Genomic DNA, 23,895 nt, shown 5'->3' with positions numbered 1-23,895 from the left:
CCGTCCCGTCAGTTTCGGTAATGGGCTAGAGCTTCGTCCATGTGCCAGGGCGCGCGCAAGATCTTTGGGGCGCCCAATTCCGGCCCCGCTCAACCGGGGGCTCAGGGTAAATTACGAGCTCTTTGTGAGCTCCTCCAAACGCCTCGCCAACTGCAGCGCAGCGCGGGAACTGCTGTTTTTCACGAGCTCATGTGCTGTGCCGAGATGGCGAATGCTCTCATCACGCCGGCCCAATGCCAGGAATAGCTCGGAAAAGCTCTCGTGAATACTCGCTTCTTGATCTGTGACTCTCAGTTCGCGGGCCAGCCGAAGGGCGGAGGAGAGGCTTTCCGAAGCCGCCGTGAACCGCCCTGCCCGTAACTCGGCGACACCCGCGCCCCGCAGTGCCTTGACTTCTTCCAGGCTCGCCCCCGTGCCGCGTGCGAGCGTCAGCGCCGCCGCGTGGTGGCCGGCGGCCTCCACGTGGTGCCCTGCGGCCAGCAGGACGCCGCCGATCGCGTTGAGCGTCTCCGTCTCTCCCCATTTGTCGTTGACGGAACGGAAGATGGCCAGCGCCTCGCGCAGGGTGTCGAGCGCCTCCGCGGGGTCGTCCCCGGCCGGCCGGACGGTGGCCAGGTTGAGCTGGGCGACGGCCTTCTCCGAGCGGCTGCCCGCTTCGTTGATGAGAGGCAGCGAGCGGCGGAAGGAGTCGTACGCTTTGTCCGTCTCGCCCATGTGTGCGTAGAGATCGCCCATGTTGTTGAGGGTCTGCCCCTGCCCGCGGATGTCTCCCACCTGGCTGAAGCCGCTCAGCGCGGACCGGAACAGCTCCATCGCCGCCTCGTGCTGCCCCAGTTGGATCAGCGGCATGGCCAGATTGTTCTGGAATCGTGCGATGTACCACGGATCGCCCATGCCGAGCCGGATGTCCAGCGCTTCCTGGAGGCGCAGCCGTGCCTCTTCCAGCCGGCCGCTGTTCCAGTGCAGCAGCCCCAGTGCCCGCTGGGCCTCGGCCTCGGCCGTGGCGTCGCCGACCGCCTGCGCGACGCTCAGCGCCCGGCGGGCGGTCGCCTCGGTCTCTTCGTGCCGGCCGGCCTGGGACCGGACCGCCGCCAGGGCGATGAGGGCATGCGCCTCCGGGCCCTGCTGACCGGTGGAGTGCCAGAAGCCGGCGGCGAACGCGTGCAGTTGCTCGGCCTCGGCGAAGAGGCCCTCGGAGTCCAGGAAACCGGCGGCCGCGTGCGCGAGCCGGGCCGCGCGCTCCGGCCGGCCGTGGTCACGGAATTGGTCGGCCGCGGGGAGGAGGGCGCCGGTCTCGGCCAGCAGCCAGTTCTTGGCGCGCTCCGGGTCGGGCCAGCCGGGAAGGACGAACCTCGCACCGGCCGGCGGGAGTTCGGCGCGGGGACGGCGCGGGTGGATCAGTACGTCCGCGGCCGTGAACGCCTGCAGATAGAAATCCGCGAGCCGGCCGCGGGCCTGGTCGCGTACCGGCTCGGGGTCCTGTGCGGCCAGTGAGTGCGAGACAGCGGCGATCAGGTCGTGGAACTCATAGCGTTCCGGGGCGGGTTCGCGTATCAGGTGCACGTCCAGGAGGGCTTCCAGCAGCCGTTCCGTCGCGTCCAACGGGAGGGCGACGAGCGCCGCCGTGGCGTGCGGACCGAACGTGGTGGTGAAGTGCAGGCTGAGCAGCCGGAAAACCCGCTGCTCCTGCGGCGGCAGGGTGTCGTAGCTCAGGGTCAGCACGGAGGCGATCTCGACCTGGCCGTCGCGGATCTCGGCGAGCCGGTCCGTGCCGCCGGCGATCCGCTCCACGAGGTGGGAAACCGTCCAGCTGGGGCGGGAGTTGAGGCGGCCGGCGGCCAGTTCCAGGGCGAGCGGGAGGCCGCCGCACAGCCGCGCCAGTTCCGCCAGCTCGGCGGGGCCGCCGGACTGCTCGGGGCCGATCAGCCCGGCCAGCAGCGCTTCGGCGTCGGTCGCCGGCAGGACGTCCAGGAAGACCTGCCGGACGCCCGGCAGTCCGCCGAGCCGGCGCCGGCTGGTGATCAGGACGAGCGAGGTGGAGTCGCCCGGCAGCAGCGGCTTGACCTGCGCCGGGCCGGCCGCGTCGTCCAGCACGATGATCGCCCGTCGGGTGCTGAGCACCGTCCGCCACAAGGTGGTGAGGTCCTCGGGGTCGTGCGGAATGGCGGTGGCGGGGGTTCCGAGCCGGCGCAGGAGCGTGGTGAGCGCGGCCTGCGCGGTGAGCGGCTGCCGGCGGGAGTGGGCCTGGAGGTTCAGGAAGAGGGCGGCGTCCGGGTAGTGCGGGGCCAGCCGGCGGGCGACGTAGAGGGCCAGCTGGGTCTTGCCGACCCCGCCCATGCCGGTGATCGCCTGGAACGCGATCACGCCGGGTGCGACCGCGGTGAGCCGCTGCAGCTCCGCGTCCCGTCCCACCAGCCGCTCGACGCTCGCCGGCAGGCTGTGCGGGGCCTGCGGCGGTGCGGACGGGCGGGGGCCGGGCAACAGGTCGGCGACCGGGGCCTGCGCGAGGATACGGCGGTGGACGCGGGCCAGGGCCGCGCCGGGCTCGGTGCCCTCGGTGCGCAGCCGGCGGCGCAGCGCCTCGTACGCGCGCAGGGCGTCCGTCTGCCGCCCGCAGGCGTATGCGGCGGTCATGAAGTGTCCTGCGACCACCTCGTCCGTCGGGTAGCGCTCGGCGAGCGCGGACAACTCGCCGACCACAGCGGCGAACCGGCCCGTCCGCAGTTCGATCTCGGTGCGCAACAGCGTCGCGGCCAGGCGCTGTTCGTCGAACCGGTGACGCGTCCGCGCCGCCCACAGACCGGTGAAGCCGGTGAGCGGTGTGCCCCGCCACAGCTCCTCCGCCTGCCTGAGCAGGGCGAGCGCCTGGACGTCGTCGCCGCTGGACGCGAGCGAGCGGGCCTGGGCGGACAGCCGCACGAAGCGGTGGCAGTCGACCGCGTCGGGGTCGATGTCCAGCAGATACGAACTCGCCTGCTGGGAAAGCCGGTCGTGGCCGATCCGCTGCCGGATGCGGGTGGCGAACGCGTGCAGGGACGCGCGGGGCTTGCCGGGAGGCGCGTCGTCCCAGAGCCGGCCGATCAGCACGTCCAGCGGGACCGCCTTGCCCACGTCGACCGCGAGAGCGGCCAGGAACTGTAACTCCTTGGCGGACCCGGACATTTCGCGCCGCCCGTCGGACCTCAGCTCGACGGGCCCCAGAACGACGATGTCGAATCCCACCAGCACCCCCGCCGCCGGTCCGCTCCGCCCCTCCCAGAGTGACATGTCCGCAACTTCGGTCAAAGAGAGCCGAGACGACGACAAATTGTTGGCCGAAACATTTCTTTCTTTGTGATTTGCGGTCTTTCATGGTCAAGAGGGAGAACTCCGGCCGTACGAGGGCCGGCTGAAGGGCGTGCGACGCGTGAAACAGCACGTGCTGGTGGGGCTGCGGCGGGGGGCGGGACATGTGCCAGGTATCAGCCGCTGAACTGGCCGCGGCCCTCTCACGCGCCGACCCGGCGACGCGCCGTGCGCTGGCCGAACTGCTGCCCACCGCCCCGGACGGCACCGAGCCGGTGTCCGCCCTGGCCGGGCAACTGGCCGAAGCGGCCCAGGCCGGGCCGGAGACTCGCGCGGCCCTGCGAGCCTGGCTGGCCACAGTGCCCGCACCCGGAGCGGACGCCACCGCCGGCACGTCCAACGGCGTCTCCGGGGCCGCCCGCGTCACGGGGCCCGTCGTCCAGGCCCGGGACATCAGCGGCGGCATCCACGTCCATGAGCACGGCCGGCCGGCCAAGCAGGTCCTGCCGCCCCGCGTACCGCGCCAGCTCATTCCGGCCCCGGCCCAGCTCACCGGCCGTGCCGGCGACCTCGCCGCCCTCGACGCCCTGCGCGCCGCCGCCACCGGCGGCGGCCCGTCCCTCATCGTCGTCACCGGCGCGGCAGGCGTCGGCAAGACCGCACTCTCGGCCACTTGGCTGCGCGCGCAGGCCGCCGCGTACCCGCACGGGCAGCTCTACGCCGATCTGCGCGGCCACTCCACGGCCGGACCGGCGGGGCCCGGCGAAGTGCTGGGCCGCTTCCTGCGCGCCTTCGGTGTCGGCCACGTGCCCGCCGACCTGCCCGAGCAGACCGCCCTGTGGCGCACGGTCACCGCCGGGCTGCGGATCTCCCTGCTCCTCGACAACGCCTTCAGCGCCGCCCAGGTCCGCCCGCTGCTGCCCGGCTCACCGGACGCCCTCACCGTGGTGACCAGCCGGCGCAGGCTCTCCGGACTCGGCGTGGACGGCGCCGCCTTCCGCCTGCTGGACGTCCTCGACCCCGCTGCCACGGTGGAGTTGCTCGCCCGCAGGCTCGGTGGCGACCGCGTCGCCAGGGAACCCGCAGCGGCCCTCGGGCTGGCCCGGCTGTGCGCGGGGCTGCCGCTCGCGGTGTGCGTCGCCGCCGCCCGGCTGGCGGCCCGGCCCCGGCAGCCGCTGGCGGTGCTGGCCGGCGCCATGAGCCGGGAGAGCGAGCGCCTGGCCACCTTGGAGGCGGGAGGCGAGGGGGCGGTACGCGCCGCACTGGACGACACGTACGCGTCCCTGGCACCCGCGACGGCCCGCTGCTACCGCCGGCTGGGGCTGGCGCCGGTCACCGAGTTCGGCACGGCGGTGACCGGGGCTGCCGCCGGGGTGTCCCCGGAACCGGCCGCCCGGCTGCTGGACGAACTGGTCGAGGTCAATCTGGTCGAGGAACTCGGCCCTGACCGCCACCGGTTCCACGATCTGATCCGTCTGCACGCGGCCCAGCGTGCCGCGGCGGAGGAGACGCCCGCCGGCCGCGAGGAGGCGGTACGCCGGGTGCTCGACTGGTACCTGGCGACCGCCACCGGGGCCAGGGCACTCCTGTCGCCCACCCACCGCAGACTGCGCCGCGACTACGCCCGGCAACCGCAGGGCGTCCCGGACTTCCCGGACGAGGCGAGCGCGCTCGCCTGGCTCGACGCCGAACGGCAGCACCTGATGACCGCGGTGAGAACGGCTGCCGAGCGCGGCTGGGACGCCACCGCCTGGCAGACCGTCGACAGCATGCAACCGCTCTTCCTGCGCCTGCGCCCCCTGGACCTGTGGATCGAGGCGCACACCGTCGGCCTGGCCGCCGCCGAGCGGGCCGGGCACACCGCGGGCGTCAGCCGCATGCTCACCACCGGGGGCAGCGGCCTGTCCAACGCGGGCCGCTACGACGACGCGGTCAGCTGGTTCGGCCGGGCGCTGGAGGGGGCCCGCAGGGACAGCGACCGACGGGCCGAAGCACAGGCACTGCACGGCCTCGGCCAGTCCCACCGGCTGGCCGGCCGCCTCGGGCCGGCAACCGCCTTCTTCCTCGCGGCCCTCACCATCCGCGAGGAGATCGGTTACGCCCGGGGAGCCGCCCTGACCCGGGTGTGCCTCGGCGACATCGCCCTGGCGGCCGGCCGGCCGCTCGCCGCCGTGCGGTGGCTGGCCCGCGCCCGGGCCGACCTGCTCGCCGTGCCCGATCCCTATGACGCGGCCCGGGCACTCGCCTTTCTCGGCCGGGCCCACGCGGCCGACGGGGTCACCGACTTCGCCGTGGCCGAGCGGGAACTCCGCGACGCGCTGGAGGAGTTCGCCGCCGCCGGCTCGGTGCACTGGCAGGGCAGAGTGCTGGAGCTGCTGGGTGAGAGCGCCGCCGGGCGCGGGGAACCGGAAACGGCCAGGGACTGGTACGAGCGGTCCCTGGCCGTCTACCTGCCGGTCAGCCCGGTGGACGCCCGCCGCCTCACGGCCCGGCTGGGTGCTCAGGACCCCGGCCCGCCGCAGGACCGGGGTGCGCCGCCGCAGCCGCGCTGACCGCCACCAGCCACCGGTGCACCATCGAAGCGAACAGGGCGTGCTCCTCGCCGCCCCGCACCGGGCCGGCCGTGATCAGTACCCCGGTCCGGGTCAGCGTCGTGCACTGCCCGTGCTCGTCCCGGACCGACACCAGCAGGCAGCCCGGATGGCGCCGCAGCAGCCGCGCCGCCGCCTGCGGGCCGCCGGCGCCGTACAGGACGTCCGCGCAGGCGAGCAGCGTCCGGTCCGGCGGCGGCGAACCGTCCAGGTCCACCCTGACGTGATCGCAGGCGGGCCCGGTCACGCGGACACCTGGCCCGAGGAGAGCGACACCGGTTCGGTGTCCGGTGCGTAGGCGGGCTGCCCCAGTCCCAGCACCCTGTACATCAACCGCCGCATACGCCGGTTGAAGCGGCCGGGCTCCGAAGAGATCCGCCGCGCGATCCGGGCGTACTCCCGGCGCGGGTACTCCGCGGCGGCGTACGCCAGCTGGTCGGCGAGCGGCCGGTGCGGTGAGAGAGCCGGGGCCGCCATCGCGAGCGCGACCCCGGGCGAGAGCGGGTTCGCGTCCTGGTACGGATAGCGGGAGAGCAGGATCGGCGCGCCGGTCATGGTGGCGTACAGCGTCACCGAGCCGTAGTCCCCGATCACCGAATCCGCCGCGATCAGCGGTGCCCGCCAGTCCACCTCCGGCGGAAGGAGCAGCACCCCCGCCCGCCGGCAGTCCGCGAGCCACGCCTTCACCTGCCAGGGGCCGTGCTTGGCCCAGACATTCGGATGCACCAGCATCGCGACCTGGTACGTGCGCCGCGGCAGTTCCGCGAGCAGCCGCGGCAGCAGCGCCTCCAGGCGGTTGAACGCCGACCGGCGGCCCCAGGTCGAGGTCAGCAGCACCAGGTGCCGGCCGGCCCCGAGCCCCAGCTCGGCCCGGTACCGCTCCCGGAACGGCAGGCTCGCCGCGACCCGGTCGTACGCCGGGTCACCGACCACCTCGGCGACCGGCAGCGCCTCCGGGCACCACTGCCGCAGCGCCCTCAGGTCGTCCCGGTGGGCCAGCGCCACCGCACGCGGCACCACTGCCCCCTTCCAGGTCAGATGGTCCCGCCCGGTGATCCCGCCGGGCTCGCGGGGCAAGCCGTGTTCCGCCGCACCCTCCTGTGCCCGTGCCAGCGACATGTGGCCCGCGCCGTGCGAGATCCGCACCAGCGGCGCCCTGACCTGCTCCATTCCCTGGGACCCCGCGGCGAGCGCGAGGTCGAACGTCGTCCTGACCGCCTCGGCCCACGGGATCACCGTGGCACCCAGGCCCCGCAGATAACGCGCGACGCCCCCGTTGAACGCGTGCGGCGCGATGGTGAAGACCACCTCGATCCGCAGGTCCGATGCCAGCAGCGGCAGCAGATCCTGCAGTCGTCTGCCGTACACCTCGGTGTGCACCAGTACCAGCACCGTCTTGCGGGCCGGCACCGTGCGCCACCGACCGGCGTCCGCCCCCGCGGCGAACCGGTCCCGTACCGCCTCCTGCTGCGTACCCGATGTTCCGTCCTGCACTTCCCTCACCGGCATGACCCTCCCCCGACACGTCGAAGCCCCGCTCTGGGGCCCGGGTCGAAACCTCCTCGCCAGGGGGATGCCCGACGGCTGCGGTGAGGGTCTTGCGCAACCCTTGCGGTCGGCTTGCAGGCCGGTGCCGGGGCCGGTCAGGCCGTGGGGCGGGCGGGCCGGGAAACGGTCGGAAGCGGGGTCCTGTCGATCGCGGGGTGTGCAAGGGATATCTTGATATCGAGCAATCTAGAGACCTGGAGCGGAGCGACCGGTGGCTGACTCGACCATTATCTATACGCACACCGACGAGGCCCCGGCCTTGGCGACGTATTCGTTCCTGCCGGTGATCGAGGCCTACGCCTCCACCGCGGGAGTGAGTGTCGAGAGCCGGGACATCTCCTTGTCGGGACGGATCATCGCCGCCTTCCCCGAGTACCTGGAGGAGGGGCAGCGGATCGCGGACGCCCTCGCCGAGCTGGGAGAGCTGGCCAGGACGCCGGCCGCGAACATCATCAAGCTGCCGAACATCTCGGCGTCCATCCCGCAGCTCAAGGCGGCCGTCGCCGAGTTGCAGGCGCAGGGCTACGCGCTGCCGGACTACCCGGACGACCCGAAGTCCGACGCCGACAAGGACGTACGGGCCCGGTACGACAAGATCAAGGGCAGCGCCGTCAACCCGGTGCTGCGCGAGGGCAACTCCGACCGCCGCGCTCCCGCCTCGGTGAAGAACTACGCCAAGGCGCACCCGCACCGGATGGGCGCCTGGTCGCCCGCGTCCAAGACCAACGTCGCCACCATGGGCGTGGACGACTTCCGCAGCACCGAGAAGTCCGCGGTGATCGCCGAGCCCGGCAGCCTGCGCATCGAGCTGCACGGCGACGACGGCTCCACCACCGTGCTGCGCGAAGCGGTGCCCGTGCTGGCCGGAGAGGTCGTCGACGCCTCCGTGCTGCGCGTCGCCGCGCTCCGCGAGTTCCTGACCGCGCAGATCGCCCGCGCCAAGGCCGAGGACGTGCTCTTCTCGGTTCACCTCAAGGCCACCATGATGAAGGTCTCCGACCCGGTCATCTTCGGCCACGTGGTCCGCGCCTTCTTCCCCAGGACCTTCGCCGAGTACGGCGCCACCCTCGCCGCGGCCGGCCTCACCCCGAACGACGGCCTCGGCGGCATCCTCAAGGGCCTGGACGCGCTGCCCGAGGGCCCGGCGATCAAGGCGTCCTTCGACGCCGAACTGGCCGAGGGCCCGGCGCTCGCCATGGTCGACTCCGACCGCGGCATCACCAACCTGCACGTTCCCAGCGACGTCATCGTGGACGCCTCGATGCCCGCCATGATCCGCACCTCCGGCCACATGTGGGGCCCCGGCGGCCAGGAGGCCGACACCCTCGCGGTCATCCCGGACAGCTCCTACGCCGGCATCTACCAGGTCGTCATCGACGACTGCCGCGCGCACGGCGCCTACGACCCGGCCACCATGGGCTCGGTGCCGAACGTCGGCCTGATGGCGCAGGCCGCCGAGGAGTACGGCAGCCACGACAAGACCTTCGAGATCCCGGCCACCGGCACCGTACGGGTGGTCGACGGCAGCGGCCGGGCCGTGCTGGAGCAGGCGGTCGGCGCCGGCGACATCTTCCGGATGTGCCAGACCAAGGACGTGCCGATCCGCGACTGGGTCAAGCTCGCCGTCTCCCGCGCCCGCGCCACCGGCGACCCGGCGGTCTTCTGGCTGGACGAGAGCCGCGCGCACGACGCGGTGCTCATCGAGAAGGTCACGGCCTACCTCCCGGAGCACGACACCGACGGGCTGCAGATCGAGATCAGGACGCCGGAGGACGCCATCGCGTTCTCGCTGGAGCGGATCCGCCGCGGCGAGGACACCATCTCCGTCACCGGCAACGTGCTGCGCGACTACCTGACCGACCTCTTCCCGATCATGGAGCTGGGCACCAGCGCCAAGATGCTCTCGGTCGTCCCGCTGATCAACGGCGGCGGTCTCTTCGAGACCGGCGCCGGCGGCTCCGCGCCCAAGCACGTGCAGCAGCTGCTCAAGGAGAACTACCTGCGCTGGGACAGCCTCGGCGAGTTCCTGGCGCTCGCGGTGAGCTTCGAGCACCTCGCACAGAGCACCGGCAACGCCCGCGCACAGATCCTCGCGGACACCCTGGACCGGGCCACCGGCACCTTCCTCAACGAGGACAAGTCGCCGTCCCGTCGGCTCGGCGGCATCGACAACCGCGGCAGCCACTTCTACCTGGCCCTGTACTGGGCGCAGGAGCTGGCCGGCCAGACCGAGGACGCGGCACTCGCGGAGGCGTTCGCGGCCCTGGCCAAGTCGCTCGCCGCCCAGGAGGAGACGATCGTCGCCGAACTGATCGCCGTCCAGGGCAGCCCGGCCGACATCGGCGGCTACTACCGCCCCGACGACGCCAAGGCGACGGCCGTGATGCGGCCGTCCGCGACGCTCAACGCGGCGCTGGCGACGCTGGGCTGACACCGCCCGGCACATGTACGGACGGCGGTGGCCGGGACCCCCGAAGGGTCCCGGCCACCGCCGTTCCCGCATCCCCCCGGCTCAGAACAGCCGGGCAGCCTTCTCCCCGGCCGGCTCCTCCAGGTCCAGCAGGAACCGCTTCCGGTCGAGCCCGTCCGCCCGGCCGATCCCGTCCGGATCGCTCTCACCCGGTAGACGCCCGCGGGGCCGGGAACGTGAGATCGCGTCCGGCACGGCGGACGCCCGGGCCGGGGTTGCGGACCCGGGCGCCCGAGGACACGGTCAGACCGCGGGGGCCGCGGGCTTGAGGGCCACGGCGGCCTCGGAGGTGTAGACCAGGAAGGTCAGCGTCTCCTGGAAGTACAGCTCGACGCTGGTGGCGTCGTGGCCGAGGTAGCCGATCGACACGTCCTGGCCGAGACGGAGCTCGAAGTCCCCGCCGCGGGTGGCGAGCAGGAAGGCGCCGTCGATCGCGGGCGCCCAGATGATGTCCCCGTCGAGCAGCCGGGCGAGGTGCTCGTGGATCGGGTAGCCGTGGTCGGAGGTCTCACTGACCGCGGTGTACGCGTCCGCGCTGAGCGCCAGGCTGTACGCGCCGTCCACACCGGCCAGCCGCAGCGCGGTGATGGCCTGGCTGATGACGTCCGGGTACTCCCGTACGTCGGCGGGCAGCGTCAGCTCGGCGTTGGAGGAGGAGGCCCGGATACCGGTGATGCCGGCCGCCGGGTAGCCCTCGAAGACCGCGCGGTCCTCGGCGAAGGCGAGCGCCCGGGCGGCGTCCTTCACCGGCTGCCAGTCGGCGTCCTTGGCACCGCGCTCCACGTCGTCCACCTGGGAGCGGTCGACGGTGAACGGCACCCGCAGCTCGACCACCGGCTGCGAGCGGCGGGTACGGGCGAGCACCCCGTCGGCCGGCGCGGTCACCGTGTCCAGGTGGCCGGTCGTGACGGCGGCCAGCTCGGAACCGGCGGGTTCGGGCACGTCCACCATCCGGCGGGCCGCGACGTTCCGCTTGAAGGTACGGGTCGCCTCCGCCTCCAGATCGGCCCAGGCGGCGGCGGAGACAGGGGCGAGTTCACGGTGCAGATTGTTCACGGGGTCGTGCTCCTGTTCAGGTTGCCGATGCCCAGGCTGCCGTCGGCGGGCCGGGGGAGGGAGGCCGCGGCCGGTGCCGCCGCGGCGGTCGTGGCGGCGGTCGTGGCGGCGGCCGGGGGGCCGGGCGGGTCGTCGAGGAAGTCGGCGGAGGGCACGTAGAAGAGCGTGCCGGTGACCGCCGTGGAGAAGTCCAGGATCTTGTCGTGCCCGGTGGGTGCCACACCGAGGAACATATTGCGCAGCATCTGCTCGGTGACGTCCGGGGTGCGGGCGTAGCCGATGAAGTACGTGCCGAACTCGCCGCTGCCAGGACTGCCGAACGGCATGTTGTCGCGCAGGATGTCCCGCTCGGTGCCGTCCGGGTCGGTGACGGTGTTCAGCGCCACATGCGAACCGGGCGCATCCAGCTCGATGTTGGTCGCCTTGGTCCGGCCGATGATCTTCTCCTGGGCCTCGACCGGCAGTTGGTTCCAGCTGTCGAGGTCGTGCAGGTACTTCTGCACGATCACATAGCTGCCGCCCGCGTGCGGCGGATCCTCGTCGCCGATCAGCACGGCGTCGCTCGCGTCGTCGCCCACCGGGTTCTCGGTGCCGTCCACGAAGCCCATCAGGTCCCGGGTGTCGAGGTACTTGAAGCCCTGCACCTCGTCCTGGAGCGTCACCGCGCCGCGCAGCCGCTTCATGATCTCCGAGGCGAGCGCGAAGCACAGGTCGAGCCGGGTGGCCCGGATGTGGAAGAGCAGGTCGCCGGGGGTGGCCGGGGCCCGGTGCCGGGCGCCCTCCAGCGGTACGAAGGGGTGCAGGTCCGCGGGACGCGGGTAGTCGAAGAGGCGGTCCCAGGCGTCGGACCCGACCCCCGTCACACAGCTGAGCACCGCCTCGGGCGCCGCGAAGCCGAACGCCCGCTGCAGCCCCGCGATGTCCGGCAGCAGATCACGTACAGCCTGCTCGCCGCCGGGGTCGACCGTGACGACGAGGAAGATCGAGGCACTGGTCAGCGGACTGAGCACCGACTGCGGCTCTGACCCCGGCCCGGCCTCGGGAAGCGATTCGGACGGCAATCCGGTCTCCTGCTCTCTGCGTCGGCGCGCGGAGGGTGCGCGGTGATCACATGGCTCATCAGGACTTTACTTGCATCCGCTGTCGGGCGAGCGGTCCGGTGGCCGTGTCCGGACCGGGATCGGGCGCCGCGCGCGGGTGGGCGCACCGGACCGCGCCGGAGCCGGTCAGCGCCTCCGTGGTATCCCCGTCAGGCGGCTTCCCGGCCGGCCCTGGCCTCCCGCAGCGCGTTCAGCCAGACCAGCGCCATCTTGTCGTAACCGGTCCGCGAGGGGTGGACGCCGTCGGCGAGGTCGGCGGTCGTCAGTGCCGCGTGCATGTCGACCAGATGGACGTTCGGTCCCTTGCCGGCCACGATGCCGGGCAGCGCCGCGTTGAAGGCGTCCACCATCGCGGCGCGCTGCGCGTTCTGCTCGGTGATGATCCGGGCGACGAAGAGCTGCACGCCGGGCTCGGTCCGCAGGATGTCGTCGATCAGCCCGGACAGCCGGGCGGGGGCGTGGGCGACGTCGTGGTCCTGGTTGATGTCGTTGGTCCCGATGTGCAGCAGGATCGTCCCCGGGTCGCTCTCCTTCAGCCAGCTGACGATGTGCGCGTCGAGCTGGTCGATCCGCCAGCCCGGGTGGCCCTCGTGGTCGTGGTCGCCGAGGGCGGCCGGGCCGTTGGCCCGGGAGCCGACGAAGTCCACCCGGTGGCCGCCGGCGGTCAGTTGCTGCCACAAGGTGACCCGGTAGCCGCCGGGATACGGGGTCCAGCCGTCGGTGATCGAGTCGCCGAGCGGCATGATCCGTACCCCGCTGCTGGACCGACCGGGTGTCGCGGGTACCGCCGCGGTGGGGAACATCAGCCCGATGAAGGCGCCGGTCACCGCCAGTGCCCATGCACCGAACAGGGACATGACACGTTTATCGGAGAAGATTCCGCGCAAGGCAGGTCCTTTCAACGAGACTTGAGAAGTGTGGGGTGCCAAGCGGCATGCGCAGTACCGCGGGTACGCGGCGAGCACGTCACGTGATTACCATCCGCCGCACTTCCGGCGGGAGCGGCCGCACCGAAACGCAACCGGTTTGGCCGCAAAAGCCCTCCCCCGGTGGGGCGTCACTCCCGGCCGGCCGCACCCACCGCCGCGGACCTGTCGGGCGGCGCGCCCGAGTTCGCCCGTTCCCGCTCCACGTCACCCACCGGATTGAGCAGCACGGTGGAGAGCGGTACGGCCCCCAGCGGCGACCACCACGCGGAGTCCCGGCCGGGCGGGTCGGCCGTACAAGGTTGTAACAGTTGCCGGCGGCCGGCTCCACCGGCACCGGCTGATATGTGCCGTACGGAAATCGCCGCCGGGTGACGGGCGTTGTGCGGTGGGGCGGCTGCCCCTTCACGAGTCGGGTGAGCGGGATTTCCGATCGTGGAAATGAGCCATCGCGGGATGTGTTCTTCCCGGTGCTCCGGCCGGTCAGGGGATGACGACGGGCGCCGGCGGTGTGTACGTCCCCTTGAGCTGTGCGCTGATGAACTCGCGGCTCATGAACTGCAGTTCGGGGTGCGGGCTGTGGTGGCCCCTGCCCGCCGCGACCCTGAGCAGAGTGCCCTCGTCCTTGCTGTCGGAGTAGTGGAACACGTACTCCGCGCCCGTCGTGTTCCGTGGCAGCAGCTTCATCATCTCCGGATCGTCCGGGTTGATGATCTTGTTGGCCCGCAGGGACCGGATGGTGTCCGCCATGTCCCCCTGGTGCACCAGGCGAACATTCACCGTGCCGCCGCTGGTGTCGACCGTGTCGCTCCACCCCGACGGCAACTGCGACGCGATGTCCGCCTGCAGCCGGGCGGCGCCCGTACCACCGCCGCCTCCGCCGTCCCCGCTGTTCCCTCCGTTGGTGAGCGCGATGATCCCGGCCACGCCGCCCCCGACCACCACGATGGCCGCGGCCAGCGTGATGCCTGTTCTTCTCCCCATGGGGCGGGAGCGTAGCGGCTGTGCGACCGGCCCCGGAGGGGGCGGTGCCGGCCGGGCCGCCGCGTCGCGGGAGTCTCCGCCGCCCTGGCCGGGCAGACTTCGGGAGTGGTGAAAAAACGCAGTGCCGGAATCCTGCCCTTCCGCGGGACGGACGGCCCGGACGGACGGATCGAAGTGCTCCTCGGGCACATGGGCGGACCGTTCTGGGCGCACCGTGACGCGGGCGCGTGGAGCGTGATCAAGGGCGAGTACGAGGCGGACGAGACCGCGGAGGCCGCGGCCCGCCGCGAGTTCCAGGAGGAACTGGGACTGCCGGTCCCCGACGGCGAGTTGATCCCGCTCGGCGAGGCCGCGCAGCCCAGCGGCAAGATCGTGACGGTCTGGGCGGTCCGCGGCGAACTCGACCCCGGCCTGGTGGTCCCCGGCACCTTCTCGATGGAATGGCCGCGGGGCTCCGGCACGGTCCAGGAGTTCCCGGAGATCGACCGGGCTGCCTGGCTCGGCATCCCTGCCGCCCACGAGAAGATCCTCCCGGCCCAGCGGATCTTCCTCGACCGCCTCACCGCCCTCCAGGCCCCCTGACCCGGGCGGCCGGCCCGGCCCACGCCGGGCCGCGGGCATTGAGCGGGTGCCACGTGGGGGCCAGCCGGACGCCCGGAAGCGGGCCGGGAAACGCGAACGGTGCCGGTCGGAATCCGACCGGCACCGCTGGGAATCACTGTCTGTGTCCGAGGGGGGACTTGAACCCCCACGCCCGATAAAGGGCACTAGCACCTCAAGCTAGCGCGTCTGCCATTCCGCCACCCGGACCGGGTGTGTCGCGCCGGCCCCGAGGGCGTGGCGACGAGGTAAACCATAGCAAAGATCGGGGGGCGCTCGACCACGCGCGGGCGGCTGCCGGAGGGCACCGGTGGGGAGCCTTGGGGGAGGCGGGGCGCGCGGGGGAGGATGGGGGTCGAAAGAGAGTTCGCGGTCGCCGGGAGGGTCGGCGGCGCGGCAGGGCGACGAGTGAGGAGCGAGCGCGTGGGCGCATCGGCACCGGGCGCGGCGGGTACGGGCGAGGACGAGGTCGTCGCGCTGTGCAGTGAGCTGATCCGGATCGACACCAGCAACTACGGCGACCACTCGGGCCCGGGGGAGCGGGCCGCGGCGGAGTACGTGGCGGAGAAACTGGCCGAGGTCGGCCTCGAACCGCGGATCTTCGAGTCGCACAAGGGCCGGGCCTCCACGGTGGCCCGGATCGAGGGCGAGGACCGGTCGCGGCCCGCGCTGCTCATCCACGGGCACACCGACGTGGTCCCGGCCAACGCCGACGACTGGACCCGGCACCCCTTCGGCGGCGAGGTCGCCGACGGGTGCGTCTGGGGCCGCGGCGCGGTCGACATGAAGGACATGGACGCCATGACGCTGGCGGTGGTCCGCGACCGGCTGCGTACCGGCCGCAAGCCGCCGCGCGACATCGTGCTGGCCTTCCTCGCCGACGAGGAGGCGGGCGGCACCTTCGGGGCCCGCTTCCTGGTGGACAAGCACCCCGACCTGTTCGAGGGCGTCACCGAGGCGATCGGCGAGGTCGGCGGCTTCTCCTTCACCGTCAACGAGAACCTGCGGCTCTACCTGATCGAGACCGCCGAGAAGGGCATGCACTGGATGCGGCTCACGGTCGACGGGACCGCGGGCCACGGCTCGATGACCAACAAGGACAACGCGATCACCGAGCTCTGCGAGGCGGTCGGGCGGCTGGGCCGGCACGAGTTCCCGGTACGGGTCACCAAGTCGGTGCGCGGCTTCCTCGACGAGCTCTCCGACGCGTTCGGGGTCGAGCTGGACCCGGAGGACATGGAGACGACCCTCGCCAGGCTCGGCGGCATCGCCAAGATGATCGGCACCACGCTGCGCAACACCGCGGCGCCCACCATGCTCGGCGCCGGCTACAAGGTGAACGTGATCCCCGGCCAGGCCACCGCGCACGTCGACGGGCGCTTCCTGCCCGGCTACGAGGAGGAGTTCCTGGCCGACCTGGACCGTATCCTCGGCCCGCGGGTCAAGCGGGAGTCGCTGCACTCCGACAAGGCGGTGGAGACCGACTTCGACGGTTCGCTGGTCGACGCGATGCAGGCGGCGCTGAAGGCGGAGGACCCGATCGCGCGCGCGGTGCCGTACATGCTCTCCGGCGGTACCGACGCCAAGTCCTTCGACGACCTGGGCATCCGCTGCTTCGGCTTCGCGCCGCTCCAGCTGCCGCCCGAGCTGGACTTCGCCGGGATGTTCCACGGCGTGGACGAGCGGGTGCCGGTGGACGGACTGCGTTTCGGCGTACGGGTGCTGGACCGCTTCATCGAAAACTCCTGACCGGTTCGGCCGCCAGTGCCCGTAGTGCCAGGGTTCATCCCCGGTACGAGTGAATGGGCCGGTGCTTTCGTAGCTCTATTTCGTCCGGCCTCGTTACGACGTGTGTGGTCCGCGGCTGGGACCGCACATGTCCCACGAGGAAGGAAGTCAATGATCAAGAAGGTTGTCGCTGCTGCGGCCGTCACCGGTGGGCTGGTGCTCGCGGGTGCCGGGCTGGCCGTCGCCGACTCCGGCGCGGAGGGTGCGGCGGTGCAGTCCCCGGGCGTGCTGTCCGGCAACGTCGTGCAGCTTCCTGTACACGTTCCGGTGAACCTGTGCGGCAACACGGTCGACGTGGTGGGGCTGCTCAACCCCGTTTTCGGGAACGCCTGCGTCAACCAGTAGTCCTGCGGATCGGCCCCGGGCGCTTCCTCGCGCTCCGGGGCCGATCGTCTTTTCCGGCGGACGAGAACAACGAGCACGACGAGAACAACGAGCACGACAGAGCAACGAGCACGACGAGAACCCCTTCGGAGGGCACAGATGGCGCGTAAGACAGGCAGGACCGAGATCATGCGCGAGGTTACGAAGAGACGGCTGCTCACGGTGGTCGCCACCAGTGGGGTGCTGGCCGCGACCGGCGGCTCGATGGCGTACGCGGACGCGGGCGCCGGGGCGACGGCGGCGGGTTCGCCGGGCCTGCTGTCCGGCAACGTGCTCCAGCTTCCTGTACACGTTCCGGTGAACGTCTGCGGCAACACGGTCGACGTGGTGGGGCTGCTCAACCCGGTGGTCGGCAACGACTGCGCGAACGTGTCCGTGACCGAGCACCCGGGCACCCCCGGCACCCCGGGCGACGACTGCCCGGACGAGCCCGGCACCCCGGGCAACCCTGGGAACCCCGGCACTCCCGGGAACCCGGGCACTCCGGGCACCCCGGGGAACCCGGGCACGCCCGGCAACCCCGGCACTCCGGGCACCCCGGGGAACCCGGGCACGCCCGGCAACCCCGGCACTCCGGGGAACCCCGGTACGCCCGGTAACCCGGGTACGCCGGACAACCCCGGCGCTCCGGGCCAGCCCGGCAACCCGGTCACCCCGATCTCGTACCCCGGGACGGGCACCGGCGCCGGCACTCCCACGCTGGCCCACACCGGCGCCGAGGGCCTCGGCGTGACGGCTCCGGCCGCCGGCGCCCTGCTGCTCGGCGGCGCGCTGCTCTACCGCCGCGGTCGCGCCGCCCGGCGCTGACCGCGCACCGCAGGAACCCGCGGGCTCAGGGGCCCGCACCACAGGGACCGGGCGGCAGCAGGACGGCCGCCCGGCCACCCGTACACTCCGCGCCGGCTCCCGGGTGACTGTCCCCCGGGCACGCGTGCCCTCACCACGTCGCGCGGATCTGGCGGATGATCCGCCGCCGCAGGCGCACCCGCCGGCTGCCGTCGGGGTAGAGCCGCACCCGGTCCAGTTCCCAGTGCCCGTACTCCGCCTCGTCGGTCAGCAGACGTGTCGCGTCCTTGCGCGAGACCCCGCGCGCCACGTACATCTCTCTGAATTCGTATTCCGGCATCGCATCTATTGTGCGGGCAACGCCCCGGTGCGGATAGCGTCTGCTCCATGTCTGATGACGTGCAGCCCACCGTGGCCGAGGTCCGCGCCGCGGTCGAGGCGTTCAAGGCCGCGCTCGACCGCCACCTGGAGGCGATCGAGAACCGTGCCGGCGGGGACGATCCCGCCGTCTACGCGGCGTTCGAGGCGCTCGCCTCGGCCGCCGAGGGGTATGACGAGTTGCTGTACGAGAACTACGACGAGGTGACGCCCTTCGAAGTGCCGACCGCCGACGCGCTGCCGGAGTACGCGGGGCCCGAGGAGCCCGAGGCGGTCAGCGTGCTGATCCGCCGCGACTACACCATCGTCGAGCCCGACCGGCTCTTCGCCCAGGCCCGCAGGGCCGCCGAGGGCGACGATGCGGAGACCGGCACGGTCAACGCCGCGATCGGGGTGGTCTTCGGCGAGTACGAACCCGACGAGATCGCCCAGCGCCACAAGGAGTTCGGCCTGGAGGAGGGCGACTCCACGCTCTGGGTGTCGGCGGTGGAGCCGGCCGAGCCGGGGGAGTGGCTCGACGCTCCCTTCGAGCTGGCCGATCCGCAGCTGGTGGTCTGCCGGTTCGACGTCAGCACGGTCTTCGACGACGAGCTGAGCACGCTCGACCCGGACTGAGGCCCCTGCCGGGCGGCGACGGGCGGGGGACGGGCGGGGTGCGGCGAGCAGCGCCCCGCCCCCTGGCCCGCACGGCGCTCCGGCCCGCACCGGCTCACGCCGGCTCACCCCGGTCCGGCCCGGAGCCCCGGCTCACACGTCCGCCGCCAGCTCCCGCAGCACGCCCGTCAGCCGGGTCGTCCGCTCCTTCGCCGGCGGCCCCGCGACCGCCTCGGCCAGCCCCTGGTCCGCGCCCTGCACCACCGACAGGTGCCGTTCGCCGCGGGTGAAGGCCGTATAGACCCAGGAACGGGTCAGCAGCGGCCCCGCGTCACCCGGCACGACCACCACCACCGCCGGCCAGCGCATACCGGCCGCCTGGTGCCCGGTGACCGCCCAGCCGTGCCGCACCTTCGCCGCCACGTCCTCCCGCGGCACCACCACCGGGCCGTGCTCGCACTCCAGCCGCAGTCCGTCCCCCTCCGCGCCGGCCACCGTGCCCGGAGCCGTATGACCGGGCACCGGGACGTGCACCACGCGGTCGCCCGGGTCGAAGCCGCCGAAGCGGCCGGGGCCGGGGTTGAGCCGCTCCTTGAGGGCCGCGTTCAGCGCCCGGGTGCCGACCGCCCCGCCGTGGGCCAGGGCGATCACCTGGGTCTCGGCCGCGGGTACGCCGATCGCCCGCGGTACGGAGTCGGCGACCAGCTGGACCGTACGGTGCAGGGCCTCCTGCGGATCGCGGACCGGCACCACCACGACCTCGCGGTCCGGGGCCTCCACGGCGGTGAGCTCCCCGATACCGACGCACGAGGTCAGCTCGCCGATCGGGCCCGGGTCGGGCGTGCGGGAGGTGACCCGCGGGCAGATCTTGGCGGCCAGCAGGTCGGCGAAGGCCCGGCCGGCCCCCGTGGACCACAGCGCGCCCGGATCGCCGCTGAGCACCAGCCGGGCGCCGTCCGGCACCGCCTCCACCAGGTCGGTGGCCTCCTCCACGGACAGCTGCGGCGCGTCCAGCACGGCGAGTACGTCGAGCGCGAGGCTGCCGTCCTCCGCGCGGCCCGGGCCGGCGTCCCCGTCCAGCAGCTCAGCCACCGTCAGCGCGGCGTCCTCGCCCACCACTTCGGCGAGACGGCGGCGGCCGTCGCCGGTGTACGCGGCGGCGTACGCGCGCAGCCCCGCGGCCCGGGCGGCGGTGACGAGCGCGGCGGGCTCCACGCGGGCCGCCTCGCCGCCCGTGTGCACCACCAGGCCGCTGCCGGCGGCGGCCCGGATCAGCTCGGCGGCGGACCGGGTGGGGGCGCCCGCCGCGGCCTTCTCCCAGACCTCGGCGGCCTCGGCGGCGTCCTGCGCGGTGCCTTCGAAGGAACGCAGCACCCGGACCAGGCCGTCGGCGAGGCTCTCCTCGGCCAGGGCGTACCGGTCGAGGCCAAAGAGCAGCGGTACGTCCGCCGGTTCGTCCCCGTCCTCCTCGTCGTCGGCTGCCGCGGTCTGCTCCGGTCCGGTGCCGGCCCGGAAGGCCAGCAGCCGGCCGTCCTCCACCGCCGCGGCCAGGGCGGCGGCCGGGTCGGGTACGGCGTGCCGGGACAGCGCGGTCTGCAGCGCGTCGGCGGTGAGGGCGGTGTGGCCCTGCTCGGCCGCCCGCTCCATCAGATACCCGACCAGCGCGCGGGCCCGCCGTACGTCGTCGGGTCCGCAGGCCGCGCCGAGCACGGCCCGGGCGAACGCGTCCGCGTGCTCCACCCGCACCCCGGGCAGTCCGAGGACGCCCCACGGGTCCTCCCGCAGTGCCTCCCCGGCCCGCTCGCCGAGCGCGCGCACGGCGTCCGCCGCCAACTCCGCGGGCGCGCCACCCCCGACCAGCGCCGCACGCGCCTCCTCGACCGCCCCGGGGTCGACGGCCGCCCGCCCACCCCCCGGGGCCGCGCGCCCCGCAGCGCCCGCCCCCCGGCGGGACCCCGGTACGCCCTCAGCAGCGGGCAGACCCGCCGGGTCCCCCGCATCCGCGCGGCCCGGGTAGGCCCCCGGGACATTCTCGGCGCCAGGCAGACCGACCCGGGCCCGCCCGGCCGCGGGGACGTCCTCAGCGGCGGGCACACCCGCCGGGCTGTCCGCGTCCGCGCGGCTCGAAGCGACCGGTGCCCGCCCGGATGACGCGTCGGCACCCCGGCCGGCCCCCGGGGCCTCCGCGTTGTCGCGGCCCGCAGCGTCCGAGCCCCGGCCGGGCGCCGGGATGTCCTCCGCGGTGGGCGGACCCGCCGGGGTGTCCGCGTCCGCGTGGCTCGGAGCGGCCCCGGTCCGGGCCGGGGAGTCCTCGTCCGTGCTGTCCGCGGTGGCCGCGGGCGCGCCCGTAGTGCCGCCCTCGCCCGCGTCCGGCGTCCCGGCCTCGCCGGCTGCGGGGGCCACGGCCCCTGCCAGCTCCGCCAGTTCGGCCGCCTGCAGCGCGGCTGCCTCCGCCGCCATCGCCTCCCGCCGCTTGCGCCGCGCCTCAGCCGCGTCACCGCGCGGCGCCGGGGTCGCCGGATTCTCCCCGCGCTCGATCGACCGCACGGCGGCAGCCAGCCCGGCCAGATCCACCCGAGGCTTCGCCCCCGCCCGTCCCCCACCTTGGCCGTCCCGCCCGAGAGCGGACCCCCCGCCGCCACCGGGGGTGGGCACCCCGCCGTCGCCGCTCCGGGCGGCTCCGCCGGCCCCACCGGAGGCCGGCACCCCGCCCGCCGGGGCGGGAGCGGACCTGCCGCTGGGTCCTGAGGCTGGTACCGGGCCTTCGCCGGACCGAGTGGCTCCGCCGGCCCCACCGGGGGCCGGCACCCCACCCTCGCCGTCCCGCCCGAGAGCGGAACCCGCGCTGCCACCGGGGGCCGGCACCCCGCCGTCTCGGGTGGGAGCCGTCCCGCCGGCGTTGTTCGGGGCCGGCACCGAGCCTTCGCCGGAAGGGGCGGACCCACCGGCGCCGCCGCCCGGGGTCGGGGCGTCGGTGGCTGTCGCTGAAGGCCCTCGTCCGCCGCCGTCCTCGGGGGTGGTGGGGGGCGGGGTGGAGGGGTGGTGCGGGGTCTCGGTCACTGCGGGGGCCTCCGTGGAGCGGCGCGGCCACGACTCAGAGCGTGCTCCAGTCGTGGTCGGGATAGCGGTGCAAAGGCGCCGAGACATCGTCCAGCGCCAGACAGATCTCTTCCGGCAGCGTAAGGGCCTCCACCGACAGCGCGGCCGTGAGCTGCGCGGCGTTGCGCGCGCCGAGGACCGGGGCGGCCACGCCGGGCCGGTCGCGTACCCACGCCAGGGCGACATGGAGCGGCGAGACGGCAAGCCCGTCCGCCGCTATGGCCAGCGCGTCCACGATGAGGCGGGCGGTCTCGTCCAGGTAGGGGGCGACGAAGGCCGCCATGTCGTCGGAACCGCCGCGCGAATCCGGTGGCGTCCCGTGCCGGTACTTGCCGGTGAGCACCCCGCGCCCGAGCGGCGAGGACGGCAGCAGCCCCACCCCGAGGTCGAGCGCCGCAGGCAGCACCTCCCGCTCCACCCCGCGCTGGAGCAGCGAGTACTCCATCTGGGTGCTGGCCAGCGGGGTGCGGCCGGGCGCCGCGAGCTGCCACGCCGCCGCCTTCGCCAACTGCCACCCGCAGAAGTTGGAGACGCCCACATACCGCGCCCGGCCGGTGCTGACCGCGATCTCCAGCGCCTGCAGCGTCTCGTCGAGCGGGGTACCGGGATCGTAGGCGTGCACCTGCCACAGGTCGACATAGTCCGTACCGAGCCGCTGGAGCGAGGCGTCCAGCGCGGAGAGCAGGTGCCCGCGGGAGGTGTCGAAGCGCCGGTCCGGGTCGGGTACGCTGCCCGCCTTCGTGGCGATCACCAGATCGGTCCGCGGCACCAGGTCCTCCAGCAGCCGCCCGAGCAGATACTCGGCACCGCCGTCGGCGTAGACGTCCGCGGTGTCGATCAGCGTGCCGCCGGCGTCCCAGAACGCCTTCAGCTGGTCGGCGGCGTCGCGTTCGCCGGTGCTGCGCCCCCAGGTGAGCGTGCCGAGCCCCAGCCGGGACACACGCAACCCGGTGCGGCCGAGGTGCCTTTGCTCCATGGACGCTGAGGCTAGCGCCCGGACCCGCCGAATGGGCAGCAGTGACGTACCCGACAGGCGCCCGAGCCGCGGGAGGGCGCTACAGTCCGGAGGGACAGCGACGTTACTCGTCAGTACACCGGCTCGCCCGCCCACCGCCCGACGGGGCCGGCCCGGACGGACCGGCCGGGACGGACCAGCAAAGGGGAGCGGTATGCGGCTCGGGATCAACCTCGGCTACTGGGGCGCCGGCATGGACGCCGACAACCTCGCCGTGGCGCAGGAGGCGGACCGGCTCGGCTACGCGGTCTGCTGGGCCGCCGAGGCGTATGGTTCCGACGCGCCCACCGTGCTCGCCTGGGTCGCCGCGCACACCGAGCGGATCGACGTCGGCTCGGCGATCTTCCAGATCCCGGCCCGTACCCCGGCGATGACCGCGATGACTGCCGCCACCTTGGACTCCCTGTCCGGCGGCCGGTTCCGTCTGGGCCTCGGCGTCTCCGGGCCGCAGGTCTCCGAGGGCTGGTACGGCGTCAGGTTCGACAAGCCGCTCTCCCGCACCCGCGAGTACGTCGAGATCGTCCGCAGGGCGATGAGCCGCGAACGCCTCAGCTACGAGGGCGAGCACTGGACGCTGCCGCTGCCCGGCGGCCCCGGCAAGCCCATCAAGCTGACCGTGCACCCGCAGCGCGAGCACATCCCGCTCTACATCGCCGCGATCGGCCCGAAGAACCTGGAGCAGACCGGCGAGATCGCCGACGGCGCGCTGCTGCTCTTCCCGTCCGCCGCCCAGTTGGAGGAGACCGCGCTGCGGCACATCCGGGCCGGCCGGGAGAAGGCCGGACTCACCATGGCGGGCTTCGACGTCAGCCCCACCGTGCCGCTGGCGCTCGGCGACGACGTGGCCGCGCTCGCGGACGTCTTCCGCCCGTACACCGCGCTGTACGTCGGCGGCATGGGCAGCCGCAAGCAGAACTTCTACAACCAGCTCGCCGGGCGCATGGGATACGAGAAGCAGGCCGCCGAGATCCAGGACAAGTACCTGGCCGGTGACAAGGACGGCGCCGCGGCGGCCGTACCGCAGGAACTGATCGACTCCACCAGCCTGCTGGGCACCGTCGAGCGGATCGCCGACCGGATGACCGAGTACGCGGAGGCCGGTGTCGACACCCTCAACCTCAACCCGGCCGGCTTCACCCTCGACGAGCGCCTCGCGGGGCTCCGGGCGGGCGCCGAGGCACTGGAGCGCGCCGGACTCGCGTAGGCACGCGCGGGACGGCCCAGGGGGCCGGGGACGCCGCCGGGACACGGCCGGGGACCAGGGCGCGCCGGAGTCGTCACGCCGCCGGTC

Annotated in this window: 19 protein-coding genes and 1 tRNA gene; 8 read left to right on the top strand and 12 right to left on the bottom strand. The window is 73.5% G+C overall.

All coding sequences use genetic code 11. The features are described 5' to 3' along the window. Nucleotides 1–111: 111 nt before the first annotated feature. Nucleotides 112–3,267, bottom strand: coding sequence for an AfsR/SARP family transcriptional regulator (locus OG552_RS06735; protein ID WP_329130276.1), 3,156 nt, complete (start codon nucleotides 3,265–3,267; stop codon nucleotides 112–114). 182 nt (nucleotides 3,268–3,449) lie between these two features. Here OG552_RS06735 and OG552_RS06730 point away from each other — a divergent pair, with 182 nt between their 5' ends. Next, entirely contained in the window at nucleotides 3,450–5,837 is a 2,388-nt protein-coding gene (locus OG552_RS06730) for an ATP-binding protein (protein WP_329130275.1), read from the top strand. On the opposite strand, the gene OG552_RS06725 is transcribed toward OG552_RS06730, so the two are convergent. Both OG552_RS06725 and OG552_RS06720 read right to left on the bottom strand, forming a co-directional pair. Further along, nucleotides 5,767–6,123: a hypothetical protein gene (locus OG552_RS06725; RefSeq protein ID WP_329130274.1), complete on the bottom strand. Its 357-nt coding sequence runs from the start codon at nucleotides 6,121–6,123 to the stop codon at nucleotides 5,767–5,769. The two genes, OG552_RS06730 and OG552_RS06725, sit on opposite strands and share 71 nt — an antisense overlap. After that, nucleotides 6,120–7,385, bottom strand: coding sequence for a hypothetical protein (locus OG552_RS06720; RefSeq protein WP_329130273.1), 1,266 nt, complete (start codon nucleotides 7,383–7,385; stop codon nucleotides 6,120–6,122). Before OG552_RS06720 ends, OG552_RS06725 begins: the two co-directional genes overlap by 4 nt. 250 nt (nucleotides 7,386–7,635) lie before the next feature. Here OG552_RS06720 and OG552_RS06715 point away from each other — a divergent pair, with 250 nt between their 5' ends. Further along, entirely contained in the window at nucleotides 7,636–9,855 is a 2,220-nt protein-coding gene (locus OG552_RS06715; RefSeq protein ID WP_329130272.1) for an NADP-dependent isocitrate dehydrogenase, read from the top strand. A gap of 81 nt (nucleotides 9,856–9,936) precedes the next feature. Here OG552_RS06715 and OG552_RS06710 read toward each other — a convergent pair whose 3' ends face one another. The 5 genes from OG552_RS06710 to OG552_RS06690 all read right to left on the bottom strand — a co-directional run bounded on the left by OG552_RS06710 (nucleotide 9,937) and on the right by OG552_RS06690 (nucleotide 13,960). Then, nucleotides 9,937–10,089, bottom strand: coding sequence for a hypothetical protein (locus OG552_RS06710; protein WP_329130271.1), 153 nt, complete (start codon nucleotides 10,087–10,089; stop codon nucleotides 9,937–9,939). Between the two features lie 48 nt (nucleotides 10,090–10,137). Then, entirely contained in the window at nucleotides 10,138–10,950 is an 813-nt protein-coding gene (locus OG552_RS06705) for a family 1 encapsulin nanocompartment shell protein (protein WP_329130270.1), read from the bottom strand. Continuing rightward, a complete protein-coding gene (locus OG552_RS06700) occupies nucleotides 10,947–12,011 on the bottom strand; it encodes a Dyp-type peroxidase (protein WP_329130269.1) in 1,065 nt (354 codons plus the stop codon). The genes OG552_RS06705 and OG552_RS06700 overlap by 4 nt, the downstream gene beginning before the upstream one ends. Before the next feature lie 188 nt (nucleotides 12,012–12,199). Next, the gene (locus OG552_RS06695; RefSeq protein WP_329130268.1) at nucleotides 12,200–12,907 is read right to left on the bottom strand and encodes an SGNH/GDSL hydrolase family protein; all 708 of its coding nucleotides are present in this window, start codon (nucleotides 12,905–12,907) and stop codon (nucleotides 12,200–12,202) included. A 552-nt stretch (nucleotides 12,908–13,459) separates the two neighbouring features. Continuing rightward, nucleotides 13,460–13,960, bottom strand: a complete 501-nt coding sequence (locus OG552_RS06690; RefSeq protein WP_329130267.1) for a hypothetical protein — start codon at nucleotides 13,958–13,960, stop codon at nucleotides 13,460–13,462. Between the two features lie 105 nt (nucleotides 13,961–14,065). On the opposite strand from OG552_RS06690, the gene OG552_RS06685 reads away from it, so the two are divergent. After that, nucleotides 14,066–14,542 (top strand): NUDIX domain-containing protein, encoded by a 477-nt coding sequence (locus tag OG552_RS06685; RefSeq protein ID WP_329130266.1) that lies wholly within the window; start codon nucleotides 14,066–14,068, stop codon nucleotides 14,540–14,542. A gap of 143 nt (nucleotides 14,543–14,685) precedes the next feature. On the opposite strand, the gene OG552_RS06680 is transcribed toward OG552_RS06685, so the two are convergent. Next, nucleotides 14,686–14,770: transfer RNA gene (locus OG552_RS06680), tRNA-Leu, on the bottom strand. Between the two features lie 213 nt (nucleotides 14,771–14,983). On the opposite strand from OG552_RS06680, the gene OG552_RS06675 reads away from it, so the two are divergent. From OG552_RS06675 to OG552_RS06665, 3 genes are all read left to right on the top strand, one after another. Next, nucleotides 14,984–16,309 (top strand): M20/M25/M40 family metallo-hydrolase, encoded by a 1,326-nt coding sequence (locus tag OG552_RS06675; RefSeq protein ID WP_329130265.1) that lies wholly within the window; start codon nucleotides 14,984–14,986, stop codon nucleotides 16,307–16,309. A 150-nt stretch (nucleotides 16,310–16,459) separates the two neighbouring features. After that, entirely contained in the window at nucleotides 16,460–16,693 is a 234-nt protein-coding gene (locus OG552_RS06670) for a chaplin (protein ID WP_329130264.1), read from the top strand. A gap of 168 nt (nucleotides 16,694–16,861) precedes the next feature. Continuing rightward, nucleotides 16,862–17,539 carry a chaplin family protein gene (locus OG552_RS06665; RefSeq protein ID WP_329140596.1) on the top strand — a complete coding sequence of 226 codons (678 nt, stop codon included), beginning with the start codon at nucleotides 16,862–16,864 and terminating at the stop codon, nucleotides 17,537–17,539. A 130-nt stretch (nucleotides 17,540–17,669) separates the two neighbouring features. On the opposite strand, the gene OG552_RS06660 is transcribed toward OG552_RS06665, so the two are convergent. Beyond that, complete coding sequence (locus OG552_RS06660) at nucleotides 17,670–17,858, bottom strand: DUF5703 family protein (RefSeq protein WP_329130263.1); 189 nt, start codon at nucleotides 17,856–17,858, stop codon at nucleotides 17,670–17,672. Between the two features lie 47 nt (nucleotides 17,859–17,905). Between OG552_RS06660 and OG552_RS06655 the strand changes: the two genes are divergently transcribed. Then, nucleotides 17,906–18,511 carry a hypothetical protein gene (locus tag OG552_RS06655; RefSeq protein WP_329130262.1) on the top strand — a complete coding sequence of 202 codons (606 nt, stop codon included), beginning with the start codon at nucleotides 17,906–17,908 and terminating at the stop codon, nucleotides 18,509–18,511. Nucleotides 18,512–18,643: 132 nt separating this feature from the next. Here the strand turns inward: OG552_RS06655 and OG552_RS06650 are convergent, their stop codons facing one another. Together OG552_RS06650 and OG552_RS06645 are read right to left on the bottom strand one after the other, a co-directional pair. After that, complete coding sequence (locus OG552_RS06650; RefSeq protein WP_443070879.1) at nucleotides 18,644–21,064, bottom strand: helix-hairpin-helix domain-containing protein; 2,421 nt, start codon at nucleotides 21,062–21,064, stop codon at nucleotides 18,644–18,646. A gap of 520 nt (nucleotides 21,065–21,584) precedes the next feature. Then, nucleotides 21,585–22,565, bottom strand: coding sequence for an aldo/keto reductase (locus tag OG552_RS06645; RefSeq protein WP_329130261.1), 981 nt, complete (start codon nucleotides 22,563–22,565; stop codon nucleotides 21,585–21,587). A gap of 193 nt (nucleotides 22,566–22,758) precedes the next feature. Between OG552_RS06645 and OG552_RS06640 the strand changes: the two genes are divergently transcribed. Further along, nucleotides 22,759–23,808: an LLM class F420-dependent oxidoreductase gene (locus OG552_RS06640; RefSeq protein WP_329130260.1), complete on the top strand. Its 1,050-nt coding sequence runs from the start codon at nucleotides 22,759–22,761 to the stop codon at nucleotides 23,806–23,808. Nucleotides 23,809–23,895: the final 87 nt, after the last annotated feature.

Source organism: Streptomyces sp. NBC_01476 (assembly GCF_036227265.1).
Classification (GTDB): domain Bacteria; phylum Actinomycetota; class Actinomycetes; order Streptomycetales; family Streptomycetaceae; genus Actinacidiphila.
Note: the sequence above shows the minus strand (reverse complement) of the source record. Positions and strands in the feature narration are given on the sequence as shown.

Excerpts from the sequence above, each read along its gene's own strand:
- OG552_RS06735 (WP_329130276.1), bottom strand. The coding sequence starts at position 3,267 with ATGTCACTCTGGGAGGGGCGGAGCGGACCGGCGGCGGGGGTGCTGGTG.
- OG552_RS06730 (WP_329130275.1), top strand. The coding sequence starts at position 3,450 with ATGTGCCAGGTATCAGCCGCTGAACTGGCCGCGGCCCTCTCACGCGCC.
- OG552_RS06720 (WP_329130273.1), bottom strand. The coding sequence starts at position 7,385 with ATGCCGGTGAGGGAAGTGCAGGACGGAACATCGGGTACGCAGCAGGAG.
- OG552_RS06695 (WP_329130268.1), bottom strand. The coding sequence starts at position 12,907 with ATGTCCCTGTTCGGTGCATGGGCACTGGCGGTGACCGGCGCCTTCATC.
- OG552_RS06690 (WP_329130267.1), bottom strand. The coding sequence starts at position 13,960 with ATGGGGAGAAGAACAGGCATCACGCTGGCCGCGGCCATCGTGGTGGTC.
- OG552_RS06670 (WP_329130264.1), top strand. The coding sequence starts at position 16,460 with ATGATCAAGAAGGTTGTCGCTGCTGCGGCCGTCACCGGTGGGCTGGTG.
- OG552_RS06665 (WP_329140596.1), top strand. The coding sequence starts at position 16,862 with ATGCGCGAGGTTACGAAGAGACGGCTGCTCACGGTGGTCGCCACCAGT.
- OG552_RS06660 (WP_329130263.1), bottom strand. The coding sequence starts at position 17,858 with ATGCCGGAATACGAATTCAGAGAGATGTACGTGGCGCGCGGGGTCTCG.
- OG552_RS06655 (WP_329130262.1), top strand. The coding sequence starts at position 17,906 with ATGTCTGATGACGTGCAGCCCACCGTGGCCGAGGTCCGCGCCGCGGTC.
- OG552_RS06645 (WP_329130261.1), bottom strand. The coding sequence starts at position 22,565 with ATGGAGCAAAGGCACCTCGGCCGCACCGGGTTGCGTGTGTCCCGGCTG.
- OG552_RS06640 (WP_329130260.1), top strand. The coding sequence starts at position 22,759 with ATGCGGCTCGGGATCAACCTCGGCTACTGGGGCGCCGGCATGGACGCC.